The organism is Paenibacillus sp. FSL H8-0034 (assembly GCF_038000305.1).
Classification (GTDB): Bacteria; Bacillota; Bacilli; order Paenibacillales; family NBRC-103111; genus Paenibacillus_S.
Window position 1 is genome coordinate 2,049,344 of record NZ_JBBOBS010000001.1, and the last position, 19,495, is coordinate 2,068,838.

Here is a 19,495-nt window from a genome sequence, read left to right on the forward strand (position 1 = left end):
AAATAAACTAGCAGAACCGCCACAATCCATTTCGCTAGACCCATTGATTTACAAAGCGAAGCCTCTATGATATCATAGTAAAAATTTTCCTCTGGAGGTCACAATGGATATAATTAAGGCTGTTGTCCTGGATTTGGATGGAACGCTCTTGAATAGCCGTCGCGAAGTATCAGCACGCAGTCTTCAAGCCCTCATATCGTGTTATCGGGCTGGTATTCATATGATCCTTGCTACAGCAAGGCCTGCGAGGTCTTTGCGTATGCTGTTACCCCCTGAGATGCTGGAAATGGGTTGTATAATCTACTATAACGGTGCCCATACTGTTGATTCTGCTTACGATACGGAGGATCATCTATGGATGAATCAGCAGACGAAGGTTGAACTCTATGAGGCGATTATGAGGCGGAATTCGGGACAAATTGTATCTTTTGAAGTAACGGGTACGATGCTCTGCAATCGCAGTCTGACCCCAGAGCATGCCATTCTTCTTGGTTTTCCGGATGGTACCCCGTTTCCTGAAGTATGCACACGAGAAGAGCTGAATGAATTTTTGCTTTCCAAAATGCTGCTCTCGAATGACGATGATATCTATACCGAGTTGAACCGTGAATTTGGACATCGCGTCAAAATCATGTTGACGGATAAAGGCCGACTGATACAAATTATGAATGCCGGTGTTTCCAAAGCAGCTGCCCTGCTGCCTGTATTGACACGCAGAGGCATACACCCTGATCATGTGATGGTTTTTGGAGATGATTATAATGATCTTGAGCTGTTTGATATGTGCGGGTATCCGGTAGCCATGGGCAATGCCATTGACGAGTTGAAATTAAAGGCAAAGCTAATGACAGCGACCAACGATCAGGATGGTGTGGCTGTCGTGCTGGAATCCCTATTACAGACCCACCCATAGTAGCAAAAAAAGCGATGTATTAAGGGAAGTGGATGAATGGATGAATAAGTTTGACAAGCAGGAAAAAAGGCTGCTGCTCCTATGCGTCATTGTCATCGTGTTGTTGGGTGTTTCGCTGCTGCGCCGGTTTTTTTAGCAAAAGCGGTATGGGTAGTATACAAAATCGCTTAATTTATTAATAATGGGCATGAGGATCTGTCTTTGCTTCATAGCTTTGTAGTAGGAAGAACTACGAGGTGAAGGAGAGATGTCTTATGTCTTTTTTTGATAAGATGAAGCAAGGTGCATCGGGCGCAGCCAAAAAAGCGCAGCAGACGGTCGAGACCACTAAACTGCGTACGCAAATTACAGCTAAGGAAAAAGAGCAGGAGAAGACAAATAAGCTCATTGGGGAAGCGGTATATAAAGCTTATACGGCGGGCAATTGGAAACAGGCGGACAAGGAAGTGACCGCCCATTGTCAGCACATTAGCGCCTTGCGACAGGAAATCCAGTCCATTGAACTGAAAATCAAACAAGCCCGCCATATGAAGGAATGCCGCTGCGGCAAGGTTGTTGCCAGTGAGGTTAAATTTTGTCCGGCTTGCGGATATTCGTTTGCAAGCTCATATGAAGAGAAAGCATCTGCGGCTGAAATCCGTCTTATTTGCCAGGGGTGCCGGACCGTCAATGATGCGGATACGAAGTTTTGCTCACACTGTGGGATGACTATGTAAGGAACTTTGGCTGCCTCGCAGGAGCTGACACCATTTATTGCAAAGGCCCTGATTGTTGATTTTGTCGGGATATGAGGTCTGTAGTCCAATCGATCATCCCGTTCATCATCGCAAGAACCAGATTAATCACATCTTCTTCTTTAAGTGGTTTGCCGGAGGTTTGATTGGATATATAGCTTTGCATTTTGTATTCCAACTGACTGGTTAAGTCCTTGAGCTTGGAAAAGTCCTGGGCAATTGCTTGAAAATCACTATCTTGTCCGCTGGATCCATCATAACTGCCGCTTTGATTGCCACCGCTATCGGTTTGTTCTGAATCGCTGCCGGAAGAATTGCTGCCACCGGAAGAGTCACTGTCACCGCTGTCAGCCTGCTTGGAATTACTGCCGGAAGAATCACTGCCACCACTGTCAGCCTGTTTTGAATTACTGCCGGAAGAATTACTGTCACCGCTGTCAGCCTGCTTGGAATTACCGCCGGAAGAATCACCGCCGCCGCTATCGGCTTGCTTTGAATTACCACCGGAAGAATCACTGCCGCCGCTATCGCCCTGCTTGGAATTATCCCCGGAAGAATCATTGCCGCCGCCGGCCTGCTTTGAGTTATCTCCGGATGAGCGGCCACCGCCGTTGGCTTGTTTTGCTTGACCACCAGTTGAATTTGACCCGCTATTCCAATTTGACTGGCCGTTATTGTTGACTTGGTTTTGAAGCATTTCTTTAATCGATTGCAATTCCTGGGTCAAGCCTTGATTTTGTTCATTTAATTGCTCGATTTCATTCTTCAGCTCGCGATTACTAATCATGGCTGTCGCTCCTTCAAATGGCATTAAGATGACCATAGTATGACTCATTCGTTTAAACTTCATCCATAAATTGACGTTTGGTATAAGCCTTTGAGGCAAGAATCCTTGGGAGAGCTGTGCTGCAGAGAGAAATGAAGGATGACTCTCGCGGGTACGGTTCTATTTTTGTGTAAACAATGCTTGCCTATTGAAAAAAAATATGTTTTAATACATTTAAATTGTAATTATTACTATTAAAATAGACATAAATCAGGAGTTGGTTTAGGAATGGATCGATTTGATTGTATTATCGTTGGAGCCGGACCGGCAGGGATAGGTGTCGGTATTGCTTTGCAGGATATGGGTTTGACCCAATTCGTTATTTTGGAAAGAAGTGAGGTAGGGGCTTCATTTTTGCTGTGGCCGGAGGAAATGCGCTTTATTACCCCGTCCTTTACGAGTAATGCTTATGGCTTGCTGGATTTGAACGCGATTGCGCTAAGTACCTCACCGGCTTACACGCTTGGAACGGAGCATCCTTCAGGGACAGACTATGCTGACTATTTGCAGGCAGTTGCTGATTATAAGAAGCTGCCTATCCAAACGGGTATCGATGTGGAAGCTGTGCGGACAGAGGACGGTGGGTTTGTTGTGGATACCTCGGATGGACCTCTGCATAGTCGATTCGTTATTTGGGCGGCAGGTGAATTTCAATATCCGCGTCTGGATGGATTTCCTGGAGCTGAGCATTGCATACACAACAGTCTTGTAGACGAGTGGAAGCAGATTGATGGCGAAGAAATCGTGATCATCGGGGGCTATGAAAGCGGTATTGATGCCGCCATTCACCTGAGCAGGCTGAATAAGAGGGTCAAAGTAATTGATCGCAGCAATCGTTGGGAAAGAAAGGGCAGCAGCGATCCCAGTGTGGAATTAACGCCTTATACGAAGGATCGATTAAAGGAGGCAAACGCTGGCGGACTAATCGAGTTTATGGGCGGTTATGAGGTTCACTGGGTAGAGCCAACCGAGGAAGGCGGATTTATCGTTTATTGCGAAAATGAAGTAGGAGAGCATCAGTTCGTCACAACGGAGCATCCGCCATTATTGGCCACAGGCTTTAATGGAAGTTTGAGCTTGATCGGAAACTTATTTGAGCGAGGTGAGCAGGGTGAAGTAAGGCTGAATGCAAATGATGAATCGACGCTGACGCCAGGATTATTTGTTGTCGGTCCGGGTGTTGCACATGATCATTTGCTGCTGTGCTTTATTTATAAATTCAGGCAGCGCTTTGCGATTGTGGCCCGGGCTATCGCGGCTTCCTTAGGACTTGATGCTTCAATTATCGAGGAATACCGTAAACAAGGGATGCTGCTTGAGGATTTATCATGCTGCGGGGAGGATTGTCAGTGCTGAGTCAAGTGAAAGCCAGCCCGAGCAGTGTCGTTCTGATCGGTTTTGAATCATCCGGTAAATCGTCATTGTTTCGGGGACTTACTGGAGATGCAGCAGGAGAGGAAGCGAACTTTCGCGGTTCCACAGTCATGAGCCGTAAAGCGCGATTGTCTGCTGAGCTGGAATTAACCGATCTGCCAGGCATCCGTTTGAAGGATGACAGTGCAACGACCAAGTTGGCTCTCGAGCAGTTGTATGAGGCAGATACGGTTGTGCTTGTGGTGCGCGGCACCCACGCACAAGTCGAGCTTCCTTTGCTGCTGGATGCCGTGAACCTGCATAGCAAAAAAACACTGCTGCTGCTAACCTTCGAAGATAAGTCATCGGCCAAGCTGCACGAAATCATGGACTATTATCGCGAATGGCTTGGGATTCCGGTTGCATCAGCCGATTCACGGAGCTTGCAGGTTCATAAGCAGCAAAGCCTGATTCAAGTCATAGCTGCGGCGAAGCCTATGCGTTCCACTGCAATTCCACTGCTGGCACCAGAGATTCCCGTGGTCCGTCCCCAGACAACCTGGTTCGAGCATCGCGTGTGGGGAAGAGGATTATCGCTGCTGGTGACCGTTCTGATTTTTGCCGTTCCCGTTTACGCGGCGTACCTTTTCTCCGCATGGATGCAGCCGATAGCAGATCAGGCAGTCATCCGTCCGTTGACAGCTCTATTTAGCGAATTCCCGGCTATCATTCAAGCGGTCATTGCTGGAGATTATGGGATATTGACCTTAGGATGGTATTCCTTTTTGTGGGCTTTTCCGGTTGTGCTATTGGTGGGACTTAGCGTCGGTCTTGTGGAAGAAAGCGGCTTGAAGGATCGGATTACCGATGCATTGGACGGTTGGCTGCGGTATATTGGACTAAATGGCCGGGATTTGATTCCGGTATTAAGCGGATTCGGTTGTAATGTGGTTGCTGTGTTTCAGAGCCGGACCTGCAGCGCCTGCACACGCAAATCGTGTGTATCGATGATTACCTATGGCTCCGCCTGCAGCTATCAGATTGGTGCATCCTTGTCTATCTTCGGATCGGCAGGCCGTCCTTGGCTATTTATCCCTTATTTACTCGTTTTGTTTGTAGTCGGTACGCTCCATACCCGATTATGGAACGGCAGATCGGCTGCTCATACGCTACCCGCTTACGATCATACAACCTTTTTACAAAAGCCGACACTTCGTGGGGTTAGTTGGAGAGTACGTGCGGTTATTAAACAGTTTGTCTTGCAGGCGATGCCCATTTTTATACTCATTTGTTTGGTAGCGACCTTGCTGGAGCAGGTTGGGGGACTGACGTGGTTGGCTGGCATTGTAGGCCCGCTATTGGCGATCTTTCATCTGCCGAGTGAAGCGGCTCCCGGGATACTTTTCTCCATACTGCGCAAAGACGGATTGCTGATACTTAACGAGGGTAATGGCAGCTTGCTGACTATGCTTAGCGCAGGTCAGACGTTCCTGCTGGTTTACTTGGCCTCCACACTGACAGCGTGTCTGGTCACAATGTGGACCATCGGTCAGGAACTCGGTATTCGTTTCGCCGCAACGCTCGCAAGTAAACAGGTGCTTACATCTGTAGGAAGCACGCTTCTGCTTGCATGGCTGTTCGCCTAACCTTTAATCATGTTAAAAAAGGCTGTCCAAGGGACAGCCTTTTGTCATGCTGCAGCTGGGGAACAATAACTTGCATGACTGTGCCCAGTTTCCGTCGAGCGGCCTAGCAGGAAGCTGTTTAATGGACTACGCAGCCTGCGAAGCGTGTTTGAAACCACTCAACATCAAGATTTCTGCCGATGATCACAAATTCGCTGAGCGGCGTTTCATTGTCCTTCCAGTCACGATCCGGGTATGAGCTGAACAGCATGTGAATACCTTGGAACACGACACGTTTTTTTACCCCTTTAATATATAGAACACCTTTGTATCTAAACGTATCGGGACCATGATCCTCCAGCCATTCCTGCAAAAACATCTCCAGCTTTTTCAGATCAAGGGGACGCTCTTCACGGAAGAAAACAGAGGATACCTTATCATCATGGTCATGAGTTTCTTCCTCTAGGAAGCCTGGGTCCACCTCCAGCTTGGTAGCCAAATCAAAAGCTTCAATCCCGAGAATCTGATCCATGTGAATCTGCGATTGGTTCGTCCGATACAGCTTGGCTGACGGGTTCATCGTGACCAAGCGTTGCTCCAGCTTATGCAGCGCCTCCTCGGATACTAAATCCACTTTGTTAACAAGCAGTACATCGGCAAAAGCTACCTGCTCCTGAGCTTCATGTCCTTCATCCAGATGCTGTCCGGCATGTCTGGCATCGACAACGGTAACGATCGCATCCAGCTTATAAAATTCAGCCATTTGCTCGTCCACAAAAAAGGTCTGGGCAACAGGAGCAGGATCAGCCAAGCCTGTAGTTTCAATCAGAACACGATCAAAGTCAGCCTTACGCGCACTGCTTTTTCCTTGCTTAGCCTCCATCAGTTCACTCAGAATACGAATAAGATCACCACGGACGGTGCAGCAGATGCAGCCGTTATTCATTTCGACAATCTCTTCATCAGCCCCAACAACGAGTTGATTATCAATGCCGACCTCACCGAATTCATTAATAATAACGGCAATTTTTTGGCCGTGCTGTGCGTTAAGCACATGGTTCAGCAGTGTAGTTTTGCCGGCGCCAAGAAATCCGGTCAATACGGTTACAGGAATTCGGTTATCTACTTGTTCTACAGCTGGCATGGAATGCACTCCTTGTATGGAAGATGGTTTTATTTAAATGTAATTATTACAATTAAAATCATATAATGGTCATGAATATTTGTCAAACCATAATTATGCTGTATAGTTATAAACCCTCATAATGGAATAATTACGATTAAATCATTGACGAAAGCACACACAGCTGATAGAATGAAAAAAGTAATAATTACTATTAAACATTTTTGGTTATGCAGATGTAGATTTATGGTATGTCATACGAGGGTTCTCATCGAATCGGCTTCCCAATGCGGCAGCTTTTCTTTTAGCGACCATATCGTAATAATTACTTATTAGTAAGGAGGCGGAATGTACTGTGATCGATCAAGGCGTGGAGCGTACGATTCAGGTGATGTCCAATCATGGACTGCGAATTACCGGACAGCGTAGAACGCTTGCGCGATTATTTGCAGAAGCATCCGGCTTTTTGTCAGCGAAGGAAGTTTATCAGAGTCTGGAAATGAAGCACCATGGACTTAGCTTTGATACCGTCTATCGCAACCTTAGATTATTGCAGGAATTGGGAGTGCTGGAGCAGTTTAATTTTGAGGATGGAATGAAATTCCGACTGGGCTGCGATGGACATAAGCATCATCACCATCATCTGATATGCATGTCCTGTGATCACATCTATCCGCTCGATTATTGCCCCCTGGAGCATCTGACGAATCTTCCGGCGCATTTTCAGGTGGTGAAGCATCAATTTGAAATATACGGATACTGCGAGGAATGTCAACAACAAGGTAACAAGCCCTTGCAGAACATTGTATCCGTTTGAAAGGAACATGAGTATTATGCTGCTTGCTTCAATGAATAAAGTGGTGTTTGGCTATCATGACATCCCGAGTCTGGATGGCGTCAACATCGAACTATTTTCCGGCGAGTTCGTGGCCGTAGTGGGACCCAACGGCGCCTCCAAAACCACTCTGCTCAAGCTGGTGCTTGGTCTGCTGCAGCCATGGAGCGGCGAGGTCCGGCTATCCACTCACAATAAGGATGGGAACAAGCTGACAGTCGGTTACGTCCCCCAGCAGGTCGCTTCATTTAACAGTGGATTTCCGAGCAAGATTCTTGAATTCGTGCTATCGGGCAGGTATACCAGAGGGTCATGGCTGCGCAGGCTGCGTCCTGAGGATCATGAAATCACGGAACGTGCCCTGCGTCAGGTCGGCATGTGGGAGCAGCGGCATCGGAAGATCGGCGAGCTGTCTGGCGGTCAAAAGCAGCGGCTGTGTATTGCCAGGGCTCTGGCGCAGCAGCCGGATTTGCTCATACTTGATGAGCCAACAACCGGTATGGATGAGGAAAGCCGATACGGGTTTTATGAACTGATGCACCATCAGGTGAACGCACATGGCCGCACAGTTGTCATGGTCACTCATGGGTTGTCAGAGGTTAGCCACTATCTGGATCGCATCATTGAGCTGGAAAGAAAGGAGCACGGAGGATGGAAATGCTGCACTACGACTTCATGCAGCGGGCATTTTGCGCCGGTGGAATCATCGCAGTAATCGCTTCGGTGCTGGGTGTGTACTTAATGCTTAGACGGCAGGCGCTTATGGCTGATATGCTGTCGCATGTTTCACTGGCCGGGGTGGCAGCGGGTGCCGTACTGCGAGTGAATCCGGCTTTAATGGGATTTGCTGTAGCTGTGCTTGGCGCGATTGCGGTTGAATATGTACGGCGATCATACAAAACCTACAGTGAAATTTCAGTTGCAATCATCATGATCGGCGGCTTGTCTACAGCTGTTGTTCTGATGAGCTTGAATCAAAGCATTAACAAAGGCTTTTCTGCTTATTTGTTTGGCTCGGTGGTAGCGGTCAATGAAACCGAGCTTTATATGATGCTGGGCGTTGCTGTAATCGGAGGGATTTTCTTTTATACGCTGAGAAGACCTTTATACCAAATTACGTTTGACGAGGAAACAGCCCGAACCAACGGTCTTCCAGTCAAGCAGATTTCACTAGCCTTCAGTATTCTAACGGGAATGATTGTAGCTGCCGCTATGCCGATTGTTGGTGTGCTGCTGGTCTCTTCCTTGATCATTCTGCCTGCAGCACTCGCGATCCGGATAGCCCCGAGCTTTGTAGCTGCACTGCTGTTATCCATGGTTATCGGCTTGATCGGCGTATTCAGCGGACTGACGGCCTCTTATGCCTGGAGCACCCCTCCGGGTGGTACGATTGCACTTGTACTTTTGACTTTTCTGGTAATCGGAATTGTGGTTAAAAAATGTATCGTCAAGCTAGGCAAAAATCATAACACGAGTATGGAATTACAGAAAAGAGAGCTTCATAGCGAGGCTCGCAGTTTTATGAAAGAACCATCTATTCAGGAAACAGGGGGAAAGAATCATGAACGCGTGGTTTAAAACAACAGTTGTATTGGCAATCTCCTCAAGCTTATTGCTTGCAGGGTGTGGGAATTCAGATTCGCAGACGTCCTTTAGCGGCAAGAAATTGAAGGTCGCAGCATCTTTTTATCCGATGGTTGAATTCACCAGACAGGTGGCAGGTGAGCATGCCGAAGTGATCGGCTTGATCCCTTCAGGCGTTGAACCGCATGATTGGGAGCCTTCAGCCAAGGAGATGAAGCTGATCAAGGAGGCTGACGTTTTCGTATATAACGGGATTGTGGAGGGCTGGGTCGAGGCTTCCCTGAAGAGTGCGGCTAATGATAAAAGAATTGTGGTGGAGGCCAGCAAGGGAATCGATCTGTTGGAGGGCTTGCCGGAGGAAGAGGAAGCTGATCATAAAGCGCCTGCCAAGGAGGAAGAGCACCATCACGACGATGATCACGATCCACATGTATGGCTGAACCCGGTTCTGGCGCAAAAGGAAGTAGCATCGATTCAGGCTGCTTTGGAAAAAGCCGATCCTACCCATAAAGACGATTACAAGAAAAATGCCGATGCTTACATAGCGAAGCTGAAGGATCTGGATCAAGCCTTCAAGACAGATCTGAAAAGTCCAAAACGTAAAGAATTCGTAACCCAGCATGCTGCATTTGCCTACCTGGCCAAGGAGTATGGTTTGACTCAGGTGCCTATTGCAGGACTATCGCCTGAACAAGAGCCATCCCCTGACAAAATGGTAGACATTGTGAAGTTCGCGAAGGAAAAGCAGGTGAAAACGATCTTTTTCGAAACACTGGTTGATCCGAAAGTGGCGGCTACCGTTGCCAAAGAAATAGGGGCCAAAACCGATGTGCTTAATCCCTTGGAAGGCTTGACGGATGAAGACAAGAAGAACAAGCTGGATTATATCGGCGTGATGAAAAATAATTTGGCAGCCTTGAAAAAAGCATTGAATGAATAACTCTTTATAGAACTTATTCGATAAGGCCGGTTACTGCTGAAGGGGAATGCTTAAAGGCTGTGGTTAACATTGCCAGTATCCCCTTTCTCTCCGGTCTTTCTTCTGAGTGTATAATAGTAATAATTACACATAAAAGGAGCCTGACCATGCAACCATTCCAAATACCCGTAACCGTACTTAGCGGCTATCTCGGTTCTGGGAAAACCACATTGCTTAATCATGTACTCAATAATCGAAATGGACTGAGAGTAGCTGTTATTGTTAACGATCTGAGTGAGGTTAATATTGATGCTGACCTAATAAAAAACGGCGGCGGTTTATCACGTACGAATGAGACGCTGGTGGAGATGTCCAACGGCTGCATATGCTGTACATTGCGGGAGGATTTGCTTCGGGAGGTTGAAAGGCTTGCCAAGGAAAACCGGTTCGATTATATCCTGATCGAATCCACTGGGGTTGGTGAACCGGTTCCCGTAGCGCAAACCTTTACGTATATGGATGAGGAGCATGGGATTGATCTGACCCGCTTTTGCCGTCTGGATTGTATGGTTACGGTTGTTGACGCCTATCGCTTCTGGCATGACTTCTCATCAGGCGAAACACTGCTGGAGCGCAGCCAGGCTGTTGGGGAAGACGATACACGCGAGGTTGTGGATCTGCTTATCGATCAAATCGAATTTTGTGATGTGCTCGTACTGAATAAGTGCGATAGCGTAGAAGAGGACGAGCTGCTGGAGCTTGAACAAATTCTCCGTAAGCTGCAGCCTCGTGCCAAGCTGATTCGTTCCGTTCAGGGGCAGGTGGACCCGGCAGAAATACTGAATACCGGTTTATTCAATTTTGACGAGGCAAGCGTATCCGCAGGCTGGATTAAAGAAATGGAAAAACCTTCACATACCCCAGAAACTGAGGAATACGGCATTACTTCTTTTGTATACGAACGGACAAAACCTTTTCAACCGGAACGATTAATGGAATGGATGGCGCAGTGGCCAGCTGAGATTGTCCGTGCCAAAGGGATGATGTGGCTGGCAACGCGTAATGATTACGCACAAAATATAAGCCAAGCGGGCCCTTCGGTTCAATTTGGTCCTGCCGGATACTGGATTGCCGCGCTTCCTGAAGAGGAGCAAGCAGCACTGCAGCTGGAGGATCCCGAATGGAATGAGACTTGGGATGTGGTCCATGGTGATCGTATCAATAAGGTTGTATTTATCGGTATTGAGATGGACAAGGCACAAATCGTCTCCTCCCTGGACGCCTGTTTATTGACGGATGAGGAAATGCATCAGGATTGGACCTTGTTCGTTGACGAGCTCCCGAATATGCTGGAACCGGAATTAGAGACCGTTCAGCAATGAAGAATGTAGGGTTACAACGGCCGCAAAGCGGAACTGGAAGGAGGTGAACAGCTTGCGAGTAATCATCACATTGGCTTGCACGGAAACTGGAGATCGTAACTACACGACAACCAAGAACAAAAGAAATCACCCGGAACGTATGGAATTGCGTAAATACAGCCCCCGATTAAAAAAATATACCATTCACCGCGAAACCAGATAATAGCCGGAACGTGGGACCGGGCTGCAAAGTCCGGTTTTTTTATAATATCAGAATGGATAAGTTTTCAGCAGAGCTGAATATTCTGATATGGCAAGAAAAGCTGCATGTAAAATACGGATGTATCTTCGTCGAATAGGCTCCGATCAGGAGCTTTTATTATCATCAGGGGTTTCGAATGAAAAAAAAGAGCCAACAGATTCGGAAGCATGCTACAGCTTCTGAGTTCCTAGCTCCCTACTTCGGCTATTTGGTTTTGAGCCTGTGCTTTGAGATGGCTGTTGTGGAGCCACGGTCTGACTCTGTTTTTCCGATACCCTTGTCGTTGTGTTCAAAAGAACCACAAAAACTTCCGCCTGGGCTCGACTTGCCGTTCGGAACGAGGGATTAGTTTGTATTTGACAGCTTCATGAGCAATCGCTGCTCCTGTCTCTGCCAGCATTTCCTTACCTGTAGATGTCTCCAGCATGGTCTCCGAATCCTCGATGGATTCATTATCCCTGCTCAGCGATTTTATCCACATAAGCCGTTCCGTCGTAACCGCGACTTCCCCGATTAGCAGCTGCTGCTCTGTCAATTGCCGCTCCATGGACTCGATTCGTTGTTTAAGCGCCGCATGCTCCCGCTCCTGTATCTTGACTCGCTCATAGAGCATTTTCATCGTGAGCTTGGGAATCGTCTGCTGCTTCGACTCATCATCATTGGATACAATAATGCTCACCTTACCTACTCCTTCTGATTCATAGATTTCATCAGCTCGTATTCGCTGATAACTCTATCGTACAGCAAGTCCATTAAGGATACTGTCACAACCTGCTGTCAAAATCAGGGCATAATCGACGATTAAAATAATAATACGATAGCAAGCAGATCAAACAGGACTAACGGAATAATAAACGGGAAAAATGAGGTATGGACTTTCTTGCCATCATTGACGGAAGTAACCTTAAGATGGACCCTTTTACCATCGACTTTGACAATTTTTCCTACATAGGTATTTCCATTTCTGGATTTGATGCGGACACGCCGATTTAAATATTTGATACATTTATTGTAATTGGAAATAACGGACATAAGGATAACCCCCTTTTCGTGTGATACTGTATGATATGGCACTGGCAAGCAATAAGTGTGGACGGTTCGGGAGTTGGCAGCCTGCAGGCTGGACCCTGGTTGTTAAGGTGATGCCATTTGAGCAACGGGTGCTAGTTTGCAAACCGATCATGGTTGTGGTTCACTATGGTGTAAGTTAAGCTTCAGGAGGGATTTTCATGATACGACAGGCAACAAAAGAAGACGCGGCAGCTGTTATCAGTTTAATGTATACAGCGATAGGCGGTATTGTGCACACACTGGCAGGAACCGATGATGTCGAGGATGCGCTGCAGGTGCTGGAGCAGTTTTTTCAGGAAAAGGGAAACCGGATCAGCTTCGAAAATGTGCTGGTCCTGGAAGAGGATCAGCGAGTGATTGCCTTTATGCTTGCTTACCACGGCAGCCGCGCTGCGGAGCTGGATCGTCCATTTCTTGAACGTTTGGCCGCGATCGGCAGCACAACACAAATCATTGAACGTGAAGCGCGTGAGGATGAGTACTATTTGGATTCCATCGCTGTTCATTCGGACTATCAGGGCAGGGGCATCGGGACCGAGCTGCTGCGCTTGTTCCAACAGCAGGCCACAGAGCTTGGACATCATAAAATTATGCTGCTTGTAGATCAGGAAAATGCGTCTGCCAAGCAGCTATATGTTAAGCAGGGATACAGCGAGGATGGGGTTGTTCAGGTCAGTGGACATCTTTTTTATCGGATGATTAAGCGACTAGATCAGGTTCACTGAACATGCTAAATATATAATTTTATTGTAATTATTTACATTCGATGTTAGTATAGTAAAAATTATGTGGAAGGACTTCTAGGGATCCGAGGGTCAGCAATGGCCTGCTCGAACCAAGCGAAGTCGAACGCAGCTGGCTGCTGCGTTACACCGTAGGGATAAAAGACCTCGAGTAAGTTCCGCCTGTCCAAGGCGAAGCTGCTCGGGGTCTTTTCTGCGTTAGTGGAATAAAGGGGGATGAAACGATGAATGCAATCCGGGTAGAGGGCTTGACCAAATCTTTTGCCGTGAAACGTAAAGCAACGGGTTTATTGGGGAGCATGCAGTCGCTGATCAAGCCCCAATACACGGAAAAGCTGGCAGTACGCAGTGTGGATTTGCAGGTAGAGCAGGGTGAGATGCTAGCCTTTCTGGGACCGAATGGTGCCGGTAAATCAACAACGATCAAAATGCTCACGGGAATTTTGCATCCGTCCGGGGGTGAAGCACAGGTTCTGGGGTATTGTCCCTGGAAGGAAAGAAGTCGTCTGGCCTATCATATCGGTTCCGTATTTGGTCAGAAGTCCCAGCTGTGGTATCACCTTCCGCCGTTGGATTCCTTTGAGCTGATGAGTCGAATCTACGAATTGAAGCGTTCCGATTTCTACAGCCGTCGCGATGATCTGGTTCGCCGTTTTGAGCTTGGGCCTTATTTGCATACTCCGGTGCGCAAGCTGTCTTTGGGTGAGCGGATGCGCTGTGAGATTGCTGCCGCGATGCTGCACCGGCCCAAAATTGTGTTTCTCGATGAGCCGACCATCGGTCTGGACGTAATCGTCAAGCAAAAAATTCGCGAGCTGATTCTGGAAATGATTCGTGAAGAGGGCATGACGGTTTTTCTGACCTCGCATGATGCGGGAGACGTGGAGCAGTTATGCAAGCGTGTCGTCGTCATTAACCACGGTGAGGTTATTCTGGATGATGGTGTCGAACGGATGAAGCGCGAGCTGCTGACGGTGAAGACGATTCATCTGCAGCTTCAGGAGGCGGGTGCAAGCTTCAGCTTTCCTGGTGTGGAAGTGCTGCAGCAGGACGGACTCACGCTAAAGCTGTCTATCGAGACGACAGCTGTCAGCATGGAGCAGGTGCTGGCGCATATCGTAAGCCAGTACCGGGTTATCGATGTTACGATTGAAGATCCGCCGATGGATCAGATCATTAGCCATATTTATGCCAGAGAATCCGGATTCGTCCAGTAGGAGGGGAGCGCGCGGATGATGCAAGCGTTGAATAAACATACAGGCGCAGACGGCCCATATCCCCATGCTGCCCATATTGACAAACCGCCGGGCCCCCGTGTATCGTTCGTCGGCAAACTGTTTAAGTACGGAGCAATCGGCAGGGTAACACTGCGTAATCATTTTGCCTATGTGTACGATTTCCTTATTCGCTCGATATTTCTTATTCTCATTATGTATATTTTCATTCAGCTGTGGAGTGTTACTTATCAGGGTGAAGGAACCTCGCTTATTGAAGGATACAGCTATGCACAGATGATTTGGTATATTTTATTTGCTGAGGCGCTGACGACAGCATTTCCGAGTCTGGCGACAAGGGTGGAGGAAGAGGTTAAGAACGGAGACGTTGGCTACAAGCTGACGCGGCCCTTGAACTACATTGCATTTCATTATGTAGGTTATGTTAGCGAGGTTACGGTGCGACTTCTTGTTAATCTGAGCATAGGCGGGCTGCTTGGCGTTGCGATCTTCGGATGGCCTGATTTTGGCTGGGGCTGGATGGGCTTCCTGTTGATGTCGCTTGGTGCGATAACGATTAATTTTTTGCTTAATATGGCTCTTGCTCTTTGTGCGTTCTGGGTGGAAGAAACAAGGGGACTGGAATTTGTGTACCATAAGCTCCTGTTCACGGTTGGCGGAATGCTGATGCCTCTTGAGCTGTTTCCCAAGCTGCTGCAGGAGGTATGCCGCTGGCTGCCCTTCCAAACGGTCTTGTATTTCCCAGCAAAAACAGCTGTAAAATGGGCCGATGTTGCTCTCGCTCCCATGCTGCTCACGCAAATGTGCTGGATCCTGCTGTTGGGGGCTGGGGTATGGATGATTTATCGCCGGGGTGTTCGCAAGCTGAATGTGAATGGCGGGTAAACGTATGTCGATGTCAGGTGGGACCTGAGGTGATGATCTGTGAAGTCAGAGAGGGGGACAACCAAGTGGTCAAGCAGGTGGCAGGACTTGTGGCATTCGTATGGGGCTGCTGGAAATTGAACTTGGCCGGAGCGATGGAATTCAGGGTCAGCTTTATGCTAACTGCTGGCATGATGGTAGTGAACAATTTGGTGTGGATTGTGTTCTGGGGATTGTATTTCCAGAGGTTCCAGGTCGTGAATGGCTGGTCGCTGCAAGACGTTATGATGATGTGGGCGGTCAGTGCAGGAGGGTTTGGCTTGTCGGCTGTATTGTTCGGCAATGCTTACCGGTTGGCTTCATTGATCGCGTCAGGTCAATTGGATGTATTTCTGTCCCAGCCGAAGCCGGTGCTGCTGCATATTCTGATCAGCCGGATGTCGGTTTCAGCCATTGGTGATGTTCTGTTTGCCCTGCTTGTATATGGGTTGTTTGGGGATACGTCATTGGCGGGGATATTTAAATTCATGCTGGCCCTGCTTATTGCGCTGTTGATTTTTATATTTTTCGTCGTCATTGTACAATCGCTTGCCTTTTTTATCGGGAATGCCGAGGGTATCGGGCAGCAGGTGTTTAATGGGCTACTGGCCTTTTCGACGTATCCTACGGGCATATTTAGCGGCTGGGGGAAGCTGATATTGTTTACAGTTATTCCTGCCGGCTTTATCAGCTATTTGCCAATAGGTCTGCTGCGTTCGATGGAACCGGTATTTGTGTGGCAGGCGATTGGTGTAGCTGCAGGTTTGACGATCGTGGGGACGGCTTTTTTTTATTACGGTCTGAAAAAATACAGCTCAGGTAACTCGATGGGGATGCGGATGTGATTCAGGCTTTCCAGGCGAAGCCGATATCATTAAGAAACAGCGATGTAATCAACGTCGAGATTTCATGGCATTTATGGCCTTGTCGGCTTGCTGATCTACGTTCGCTGCTGCCGTTTATGCTATAATAAATGCTCTATTCGCTTCTAATTTGGCTAAAATGGGTAATTTACTGGGAAGCTAAATTGCTATAAAACGCAGCATAACCTGTCATAAATGGAGAGGATGTAAACAGAATGAACGACAAATATGAGAGAATACCATTTATACCAAGCGAACATAAGGAAAAATCAAAGAAGAAATCGGGAAGACGCAGTAGAAAAGGTCTACTCGCGCTTATGCTGGCAGTTGCTGTAGGCGGTGGTACTAGTCTGACCCTGCAAGGCCCGTCCGAAGCGTACGCAGCCATACTGGGAGGAGAACGAATAACGGTTGCTTCCCATCCCTTACTTATTGATGGGGTGCGCAAGATGGTTCCAACCGCGAATGTTAAGGGTGACACTTACATCGGTTTACGTTCCCTGAACGATGAGCTGGGTTTGGAAACAAGCTACGATGCAGGTAATCAAGCTGTCACCGTGAGCGGGCGGGGGCGGATGTTAAAGTTCGAGTTAAAGGAGTATAATAGTGCCTATTTGCTGAATGACCAGCTTATTTACGGCTTGCCGCCTATTGTACAGGAGGATAAGACTTATGTGCCGCTTCGATTTTTGCTCGAAAGTGTCGGTTATGGGATTTCCTACGATGCAGCGTTGGGTATGGTAGGTATTGAATCTATCCAGGAAAATCCGCTTACTTACCAAACGGTGCAAATCGCTGAATCCAGTACAGAACTATCACTGAAGGTCAGCTATCCGCAAATCAGTGGCTTGGCTGATGACGGTATTCAGCAAAAGTTGAATACTTTTTTGAAGAAGGAGGTCGAGTCTCACGTCTTGGCGAGCAAGGTATTGATGGACAAAGCAGCAGCCGACAATAAACAGGCAGAAGCCGATAATCCGAAATTCAAGATTCCTCCTGTTAGCCTTGATGGTGTATATAAGATCACCTACAATGAACAAAAGCGGCTAAGCCTCTATATCGATTATTATATATATTTGGGTGGAGCGCATGGGATCACTGAACGTGTACCTTATACATTTGATCTCACTACGGGTAAGCTGCTAACACTCCAAGAGGTAGCAGGTGGCAATGCCAATTATGTGTCGATTATTAATAATGAAATTATTAGACAGTATACAAACACAGGATTGAGTCTATTAGAGCCGTTCAAGACGATAGAGCCTGACCGTCCGTACTTTCTGAAACACAACGGCGTTGTGATCTATTTTAATCCATACGAATACACAGCGTACGCTTTCGGTATGCCTGAATTTGAAATACCCTATGCGGCATTTCGCTAACCGTTTCTGCCAGGAACCTGCATAATCATTGATATTCCAGCATTTCAAGACAAAAGTTATATACTTTTGCGACAAAAGTAGGTATAATGAGGGAGAAATTAGACCTATGTATGACTCGTGATATTGTCGCAAAGGAGCCAGATCATTTTATGAAGGCGGAATACATCAATCCATTTTTGGAATCTGCTAGAATTGTCATAGAGCAAGTCGCCAATATTCGTCCTTCTACCGGACAACTGGGAATAAAGGATGTCAAATTCGTAGAGAACTTTATCTGGATACAGATTGGCATGACAGGAGAAATGCAGGGAGATGTCGTATTCGGTCTGCATGAAGAGGTTGCGTTGAAGATGGTTTCCGCAATGATGGGTGGTTATGTGGTCACCGAGATGGACGAAATGAGCAAAAGCGCCATATCAGAGCTTGGTAACATGATCAGTGGTAATGCCAGCACCATGTTGTATAATCAGGGAGTACGCGTGGATATAACGCCTCCGAAATTGCTTCATTCCGCTAATGCTGCTGGATTTATTCCCAAGAAAGCATTGACGATTCCTTTAATAATGGAGGGAATTGGTGAGTTGGATATACAGGTTTTGATCGTTTGATTCTAATCGGGTACAGAGAAGTGGTAGCTTCCGGCTTGACGGACAGCTACCGCTTTTTTTTGAAAAAATGTTTCATTCTATCACATACATATATTTCTGGGTAAACGTACTCGTCCATGATGGACGGCGTAGCCGTTTATCTCGAATGTTCAGATAGTATAAAGCTGCTGATTTCGGGGTATGGCTAGACAAACGTTACCGTTCTTCCAAACTTGGCGGTACCGTCTATTCTTCTGGGGGTGTCTCAAATGTTTAGCGGTAAAATCGTTGTCGTCACGGGAGCTTCCAGTGGAATCGGAGCCCTCATGGCGGAGGAGCTGTCGAAGCGTGGTGCTATTCCAGTGCTGATGGCACGCTCGGTTGATAAGCTGGAGAAAGTTGCTGCCAAGCTGCAAGGTGAGCATCGTATATATGAGCTGGACGTTACTTCCACCGCACAAGTGGTCTCTACGATGGAGCAGGTTATTGAGCATTACGGACGTATCGATGTCCTGATCAATAATGCAGGCTATGGCCTATTTGAGAAGCTGCTGGATTGTTCCATCGAGGACATGGCCGACATGATGGATGTGAATTATCTGGGAACCGTTCGCTGTACCAAAGCCGTGCTGCCTTCCATGCTGAAGGCAGGTAAAGGTCATATTATTAATATTGCTTCGATGGCGGGTAAAGTCGGCTCAGCCAAATCCTCAGGGTATTCGGCAACGAAGCATGCGGTGCTTGGATTTACTAACAGTCTCCGACAGGAGCTGGTTGGTTCAGGGATCAAGATGACTGCGATTAATCCGGGACCGATTGACACGCCTTTTTTTGACAAGGCTGATCCTTCTGGTCATTACGTAACGAACATCAAATGGTTTATGCTCAAACCGGAGCAGGTGGTCGGCAAAATCATGCGTGCGATCGAGAAGGGGACTCCCGAGGTAAATATGCCTTTTGTGGCAGGCTTTGGGGCCAAGCTGTTCCAGCTGTTTCCACGGACTTTTGAAAGGTTCACCTACAAGATGATGAATAAGAAATAAACACATTTTTACTGAACAGACCCTTATAATATGCAAAAATGCAAACGAGCGCCTTGGACCATATGGTAGTGGTTCAAGGCGTTTGCTTGGTGTCAGGGTGTGGATGCTTACATCTGTGTAATTAAATTGTGCT

At 47.4% G+C, this 19,495-nt stretch carries 21 protein-coding genes; 17 read left to right on the plus strand and 4 right to left on the minus strand.

Annotated elements, in window-relative coordinates; all coding sequences use genetic code 11:
- Window positions 1-103: 103 nt before the first annotated feature.
- Window positions 104-913, plus strand: coding sequence for an HAD family hydrolase (locus NST47_RS09330; protein WP_341154888.1), 810 nt, complete (start codon window positions 104-106; stop codon window positions 911-913).
- 254 nt (window positions 914-1,167) lie between these two features.
- Complete coding sequence (locus NST47_RS09335) at window positions 1,168-1,629, plus strand: zinc ribbon domain-containing protein (RefSeq protein ID WP_341154889.1); 462 nt, start codon at window positions 1,168-1,170, stop codon at window positions 1,627-1,629.
- 34 nt (window positions 1,630-1,663) lie between these two features.
- On the opposite strand, the gene NST47_RS09340 is transcribed toward NST47_RS09335, so the two are convergent.
- A complete protein-coding gene (locus NST47_RS09340) occupies window positions 1,664-2,434 on the minus strand; it encodes a hypothetical protein (protein ID WP_341154890.1) in 771 nt (256 codons plus the stop codon).
- A 267-nt stretch (window positions 2,435-2,701) separates the two neighbouring features.
- Between NST47_RS09340 and NST47_RS09345 the strand changes: the two genes are divergently transcribed.
- Both NST47_RS09345 and NST47_RS09350 read left to right on the plus strand, forming a co-directional pair.
- Window positions 2,702-3,829: an NAD(P)/FAD-dependent oxidoreductase gene (locus NST47_RS09345; RefSeq protein WP_341154891.1), complete on the plus strand. Its 1,128-nt coding sequence runs from the start codon at window positions 2,702-2,704 to the stop codon at window positions 3,827-3,829.
- Entirely contained in the window at window positions 3,823-5,472 is a 1,650-nt protein-coding gene (locus tag NST47_RS09350) for a nucleoside recognition domain-containing protein (protein WP_341154892.1), read from the plus strand. Before NST47_RS09345 ends, NST47_RS09350 begins: the two co-directional genes overlap by 7 nt.
- A gap of 118 nt (window positions 5,473-5,590) precedes the next feature.
- Here the strand turns inward: NST47_RS09350 and NST47_RS09355 are convergent, their stop codons facing one another.
- A complete protein-coding gene (locus tag NST47_RS09355) occupies window positions 5,591-6,595 on the minus strand; it encodes a CobW family GTP-binding protein (protein ID WP_341154893.1) in 1,005 nt (334 codons plus the stop codon).
- Between the two features lie 370 nt (window positions 6,596-6,965).
- On the opposite strand from NST47_RS09355, the gene NST47_RS09360 reads away from it, so the two are divergent.
- The 6 genes from NST47_RS09360 (at window position 6,966) to rpmG (ending at window position 11,496) form a co-directional block, all read left to right on the plus strand.
- Window positions 6,966-7,391, plus strand: a complete 426-nt coding sequence (locus NST47_RS09360; protein WP_445667451.1) for a Fur family transcriptional regulator — start codon at window positions 6,966-6,968, stop codon at window positions 7,389-7,391.
- Between the two features lie 16 nt (window positions 7,392-7,407).
- Window positions 7,408-8,124: a metal ABC transporter ATP-binding protein gene (locus NST47_RS09365; protein WP_341159636.1), complete on the plus strand. Its 717-nt coding sequence runs from the start codon at window positions 7,408-7,410 to the stop codon at window positions 8,122-8,124.
- Entirely contained in the window at window positions 8,061-8,987 is a 927-nt protein-coding gene (locus NST47_RS09370; protein WP_341154895.1) for a metal ABC transporter permease, read from the plus strand. Before NST47_RS09365 ends, NST47_RS09370 begins: the two co-directional genes overlap by 64 nt.
- The gene (locus tag NST47_RS09375; protein WP_341154896.1) at window positions 8,971-9,933 is read left to right on the plus strand and encodes a metal ABC transporter substrate-binding protein; all 963 of its coding nucleotides are present in this window, start codon (window positions 8,971-8,973) and stop codon (window positions 9,931-9,933) included. Before NST47_RS09370 ends, NST47_RS09375 begins: the two co-directional genes overlap by 17 nt.
- A gap of 146 nt (window positions 9,934-10,079) precedes the next feature.
- Window positions 10,080-11,294: a GTP-binding protein gene (locus NST47_RS09380; RefSeq protein WP_341154897.1), complete on the plus strand. Its 1,215-nt coding sequence runs from the start codon at window positions 10,080-10,082 to the stop codon at window positions 11,292-11,294.
- Between the two features lie 52 nt (window positions 11,295-11,346).
- Complete coding sequence (gene rpmG / locus NST47_RS09385; protein ID WP_341154898.1) at window positions 11,347-11,496, plus strand: 50S ribosomal protein L33; 150 nt, start codon at window positions 11,347-11,349, stop codon at window positions 11,494-11,496.
- A gap of 328 nt (window positions 11,497-11,824) precedes the next feature.
- Here the strand turns inward: rpmG and NST47_RS09390 are convergent, their stop codons facing one another.
- Together NST47_RS09390 and NST47_RS09395 are read right to left on the minus strand one after the other, a co-directional pair.
- Window positions 11,825-12,214, minus strand: coding sequence for a hypothetical protein (locus tag NST47_RS09390; RefSeq protein ID WP_341154899.1), 390 nt, complete (start codon window positions 12,212-12,214; stop codon window positions 11,825-11,827).
- A 122-nt stretch (window positions 12,215-12,336) separates the two neighbouring features.
- Window positions 12,337-12,567 carry a hypothetical protein gene (locus NST47_RS09395; protein WP_076232156.1) on the minus strand — a complete coding sequence of 77 codons (231 nt, stop codon included), beginning with the start codon at window positions 12,565-12,567 and terminating at the stop codon, window positions 12,337-12,339.
- Window positions 12,568-12,764: 197 nt separating this feature from the next.
- Here NST47_RS09395 and NST47_RS09400 point away from each other — a divergent pair, with 197 nt between their 5' ends.
- From NST47_RS09400 to NST47_RS09430, 7 genes are all read left to right on the plus strand, one after another.
- Complete coding sequence (locus NST47_RS09400; protein WP_341154900.1) at window positions 12,765-13,331, plus strand: GNAT family N-acetyltransferase; 567 nt, start codon at window positions 12,765-12,767, stop codon at window positions 13,329-13,331.
- A 242-nt stretch (window positions 13,332-13,573) separates the two neighbouring features.
- Window positions 13,574-14,566, plus strand: coding sequence for an ABC transporter ATP-binding protein (locus NST47_RS09405; RefSeq protein WP_341154901.1), 993 nt, complete (start codon window positions 13,574-13,576; stop codon window positions 14,564-14,566).
- A gap of 15 nt (window positions 14,567-14,581) precedes the next feature.
- Entirely contained in the window at window positions 14,582-15,469 is an 888-nt protein-coding gene (locus NST47_RS09410; RefSeq protein ID WP_341154902.1) for an ABC transporter permease, read from the plus strand.
- Window positions 15,418-16,332, plus strand: a complete 915-nt coding sequence (locus tag NST47_RS09415; protein ID WP_341154903.1) for an ABC transporter permease — start codon at window positions 15,418-15,420, stop codon at window positions 16,330-16,332. Before NST47_RS09410 ends, NST47_RS09415 begins: the two co-directional genes overlap by 52 nt.
- 233 nt (window positions 16,333-16,565) lie before the next feature.
- Complete coding sequence (locus NST47_RS09420; RefSeq protein WP_341154904.1) at window positions 16,566-17,732, plus strand: PdaC/SigV domain-containing protein; 1,167 nt, start codon at window positions 16,566-16,568, stop codon at window positions 17,730-17,732.
- Window positions 17,733-17,881: 149 nt separating this feature from the next.
- The gene (locus NST47_RS09425; protein WP_341159637.1) at window positions 17,882-18,340 is read left to right on the plus strand and encodes a chemotaxis protein CheX; all 459 of its coding nucleotides are present in this window, start codon (window positions 17,882-17,884) and stop codon (window positions 18,338-18,340) included.
- Between the two features lie 248 nt (window positions 18,341-18,588).
- A complete protein-coding gene (locus NST47_RS09430; protein WP_341154905.1) occupies window positions 18,589-19,362 on the plus strand; it encodes an SDR family NAD(P)-dependent oxidoreductase in 774 nt (257 codons plus the stop codon).
- The last annotated feature ends 133 nt before the right edge of the window (window positions 19,363-19,495 follow it).

What these genes read in the sequence shown, in the direction of transcription:
- NST47_RS09405 (WP_341154901.1), top strand. Translation starts at nt 13,574, where the DNA reads ATGAATGCAATCCGGGTAGAGGGCTTGACCAAATCTTTTGCCGTGAAA.
- NST47_RS09365 (WP_341159636.1), top strand. Translation starts at nt 7,408, where the DNA reads ATGCTGCTTGCTTCAATGAATAAAGTGGTGTTTGGCTATCATGACATC.
- NST47_RS09410 (WP_341154902.1), top strand. Translation starts at nt 14,582, where the DNA reads ATGATGCAAGCGTTGAATAAACATACAGGCGCAGACGGCCCATATCCC.
- NST47_RS09395 (WP_076232156.1), bottom strand. Translation starts at nt 12,567, where the DNA reads ATGTCCGTTATTTCCAATTACAATAAATGTATCAAATATTTAAATCGG.
- NST47_RS09400 (WP_341154900.1), top strand. Translation starts at nt 12,765, where the DNA reads ATGATACGACAGGCAACAAAAGAAGACGCGGCAGCTGTTATCAGTTTA.
- NST47_RS09370 (WP_341154895.1), top strand. Translation starts at nt 8,061, where the DNA reads ATGGAAATGCTGCACTACGACTTCATGCAGCGGGCATTTTGCGCCGGT.
- NST47_RS09420 (WP_341154904.1), top strand. Translation starts at nt 16,566, where the DNA reads ATGAACGACAAATATGAGAGAATACCATTTATACCAAGCGAACATAAG.
- NST47_RS09330 (WP_341154888.1), top strand. Translation starts at nt 104, where the DNA reads ATGGATATAATTAAGGCTGTTGTCCTGGATTTGGATGGAACGCTCTTG.
- NST47_RS09380 (WP_341154897.1), top strand. Translation starts at nt 10,080, where the DNA reads ATGCAACCATTCCAAATACCCGTAACCGTACTTAGCGGCTATCTCGGT.
- NST47_RS09340 (WP_341154890.1), bottom strand. Translation starts at nt 2,434, where the DNA reads ATGATTAGTAATCGCGAGCTGAAGAATGAAATCGAGCAATTAAATGAA.
- NST47_RS09430 (WP_341154905.1), top strand. Translation starts at nt 18,589, where the DNA reads ATGTTTAGCGGTAAAATCGTTGTCGTCACGGGAGCTTCCAGTGGAATC.
- NST47_RS09360 (WP_445667451.1), top strand. Translation starts at nt 6,966, where the DNA reads ATGTCCAATCATGGACTGCGAATTACCGGACAGCGTAGAACGCTTGCG.
- NST47_RS09415 (WP_341154903.1), top strand. Translation starts at nt 15,418, where the DNA reads ATGGATGATTTATCGCCGGGGTGTTCGCAAGCTGAATGTGAATGGCGG.
- NST47_RS09425 (WP_341159637.1), top strand. Translation starts at nt 17,882, where the DNA reads ATGAAGGCGGAATACATCAATCCATTTTTGGAATCTGCTAGAATTGTC.
- NST47_RS09375 (WP_341154896.1), top strand. Translation starts at nt 8,971, where the DNA reads ATGAACGCGTGGTTTAAAACAACAGTTGTATTGGCAATCTCCTCAAGC.
- NST47_RS09355 (WP_341154893.1), bottom strand. Translation starts at nt 6,595, where the DNA reads ATGCCAGCTGTAGAACAAGTAGATAACCGAATTCCTGTAACCGTATTG.
- NST47_RS09345 (WP_341154891.1), top strand. Translation starts at nt 2,702, where the DNA reads ATGGATCGATTTGATTGTATTATCGTTGGAGCCGGACCGGCAGGGATA.
- NST47_RS09335 (WP_341154889.1), top strand. Translation starts at nt 1,168, where the DNA reads ATGTCTTTTTTTGATAAGATGAAGCAAGGTGCATCGGGCGCAGCCAAA.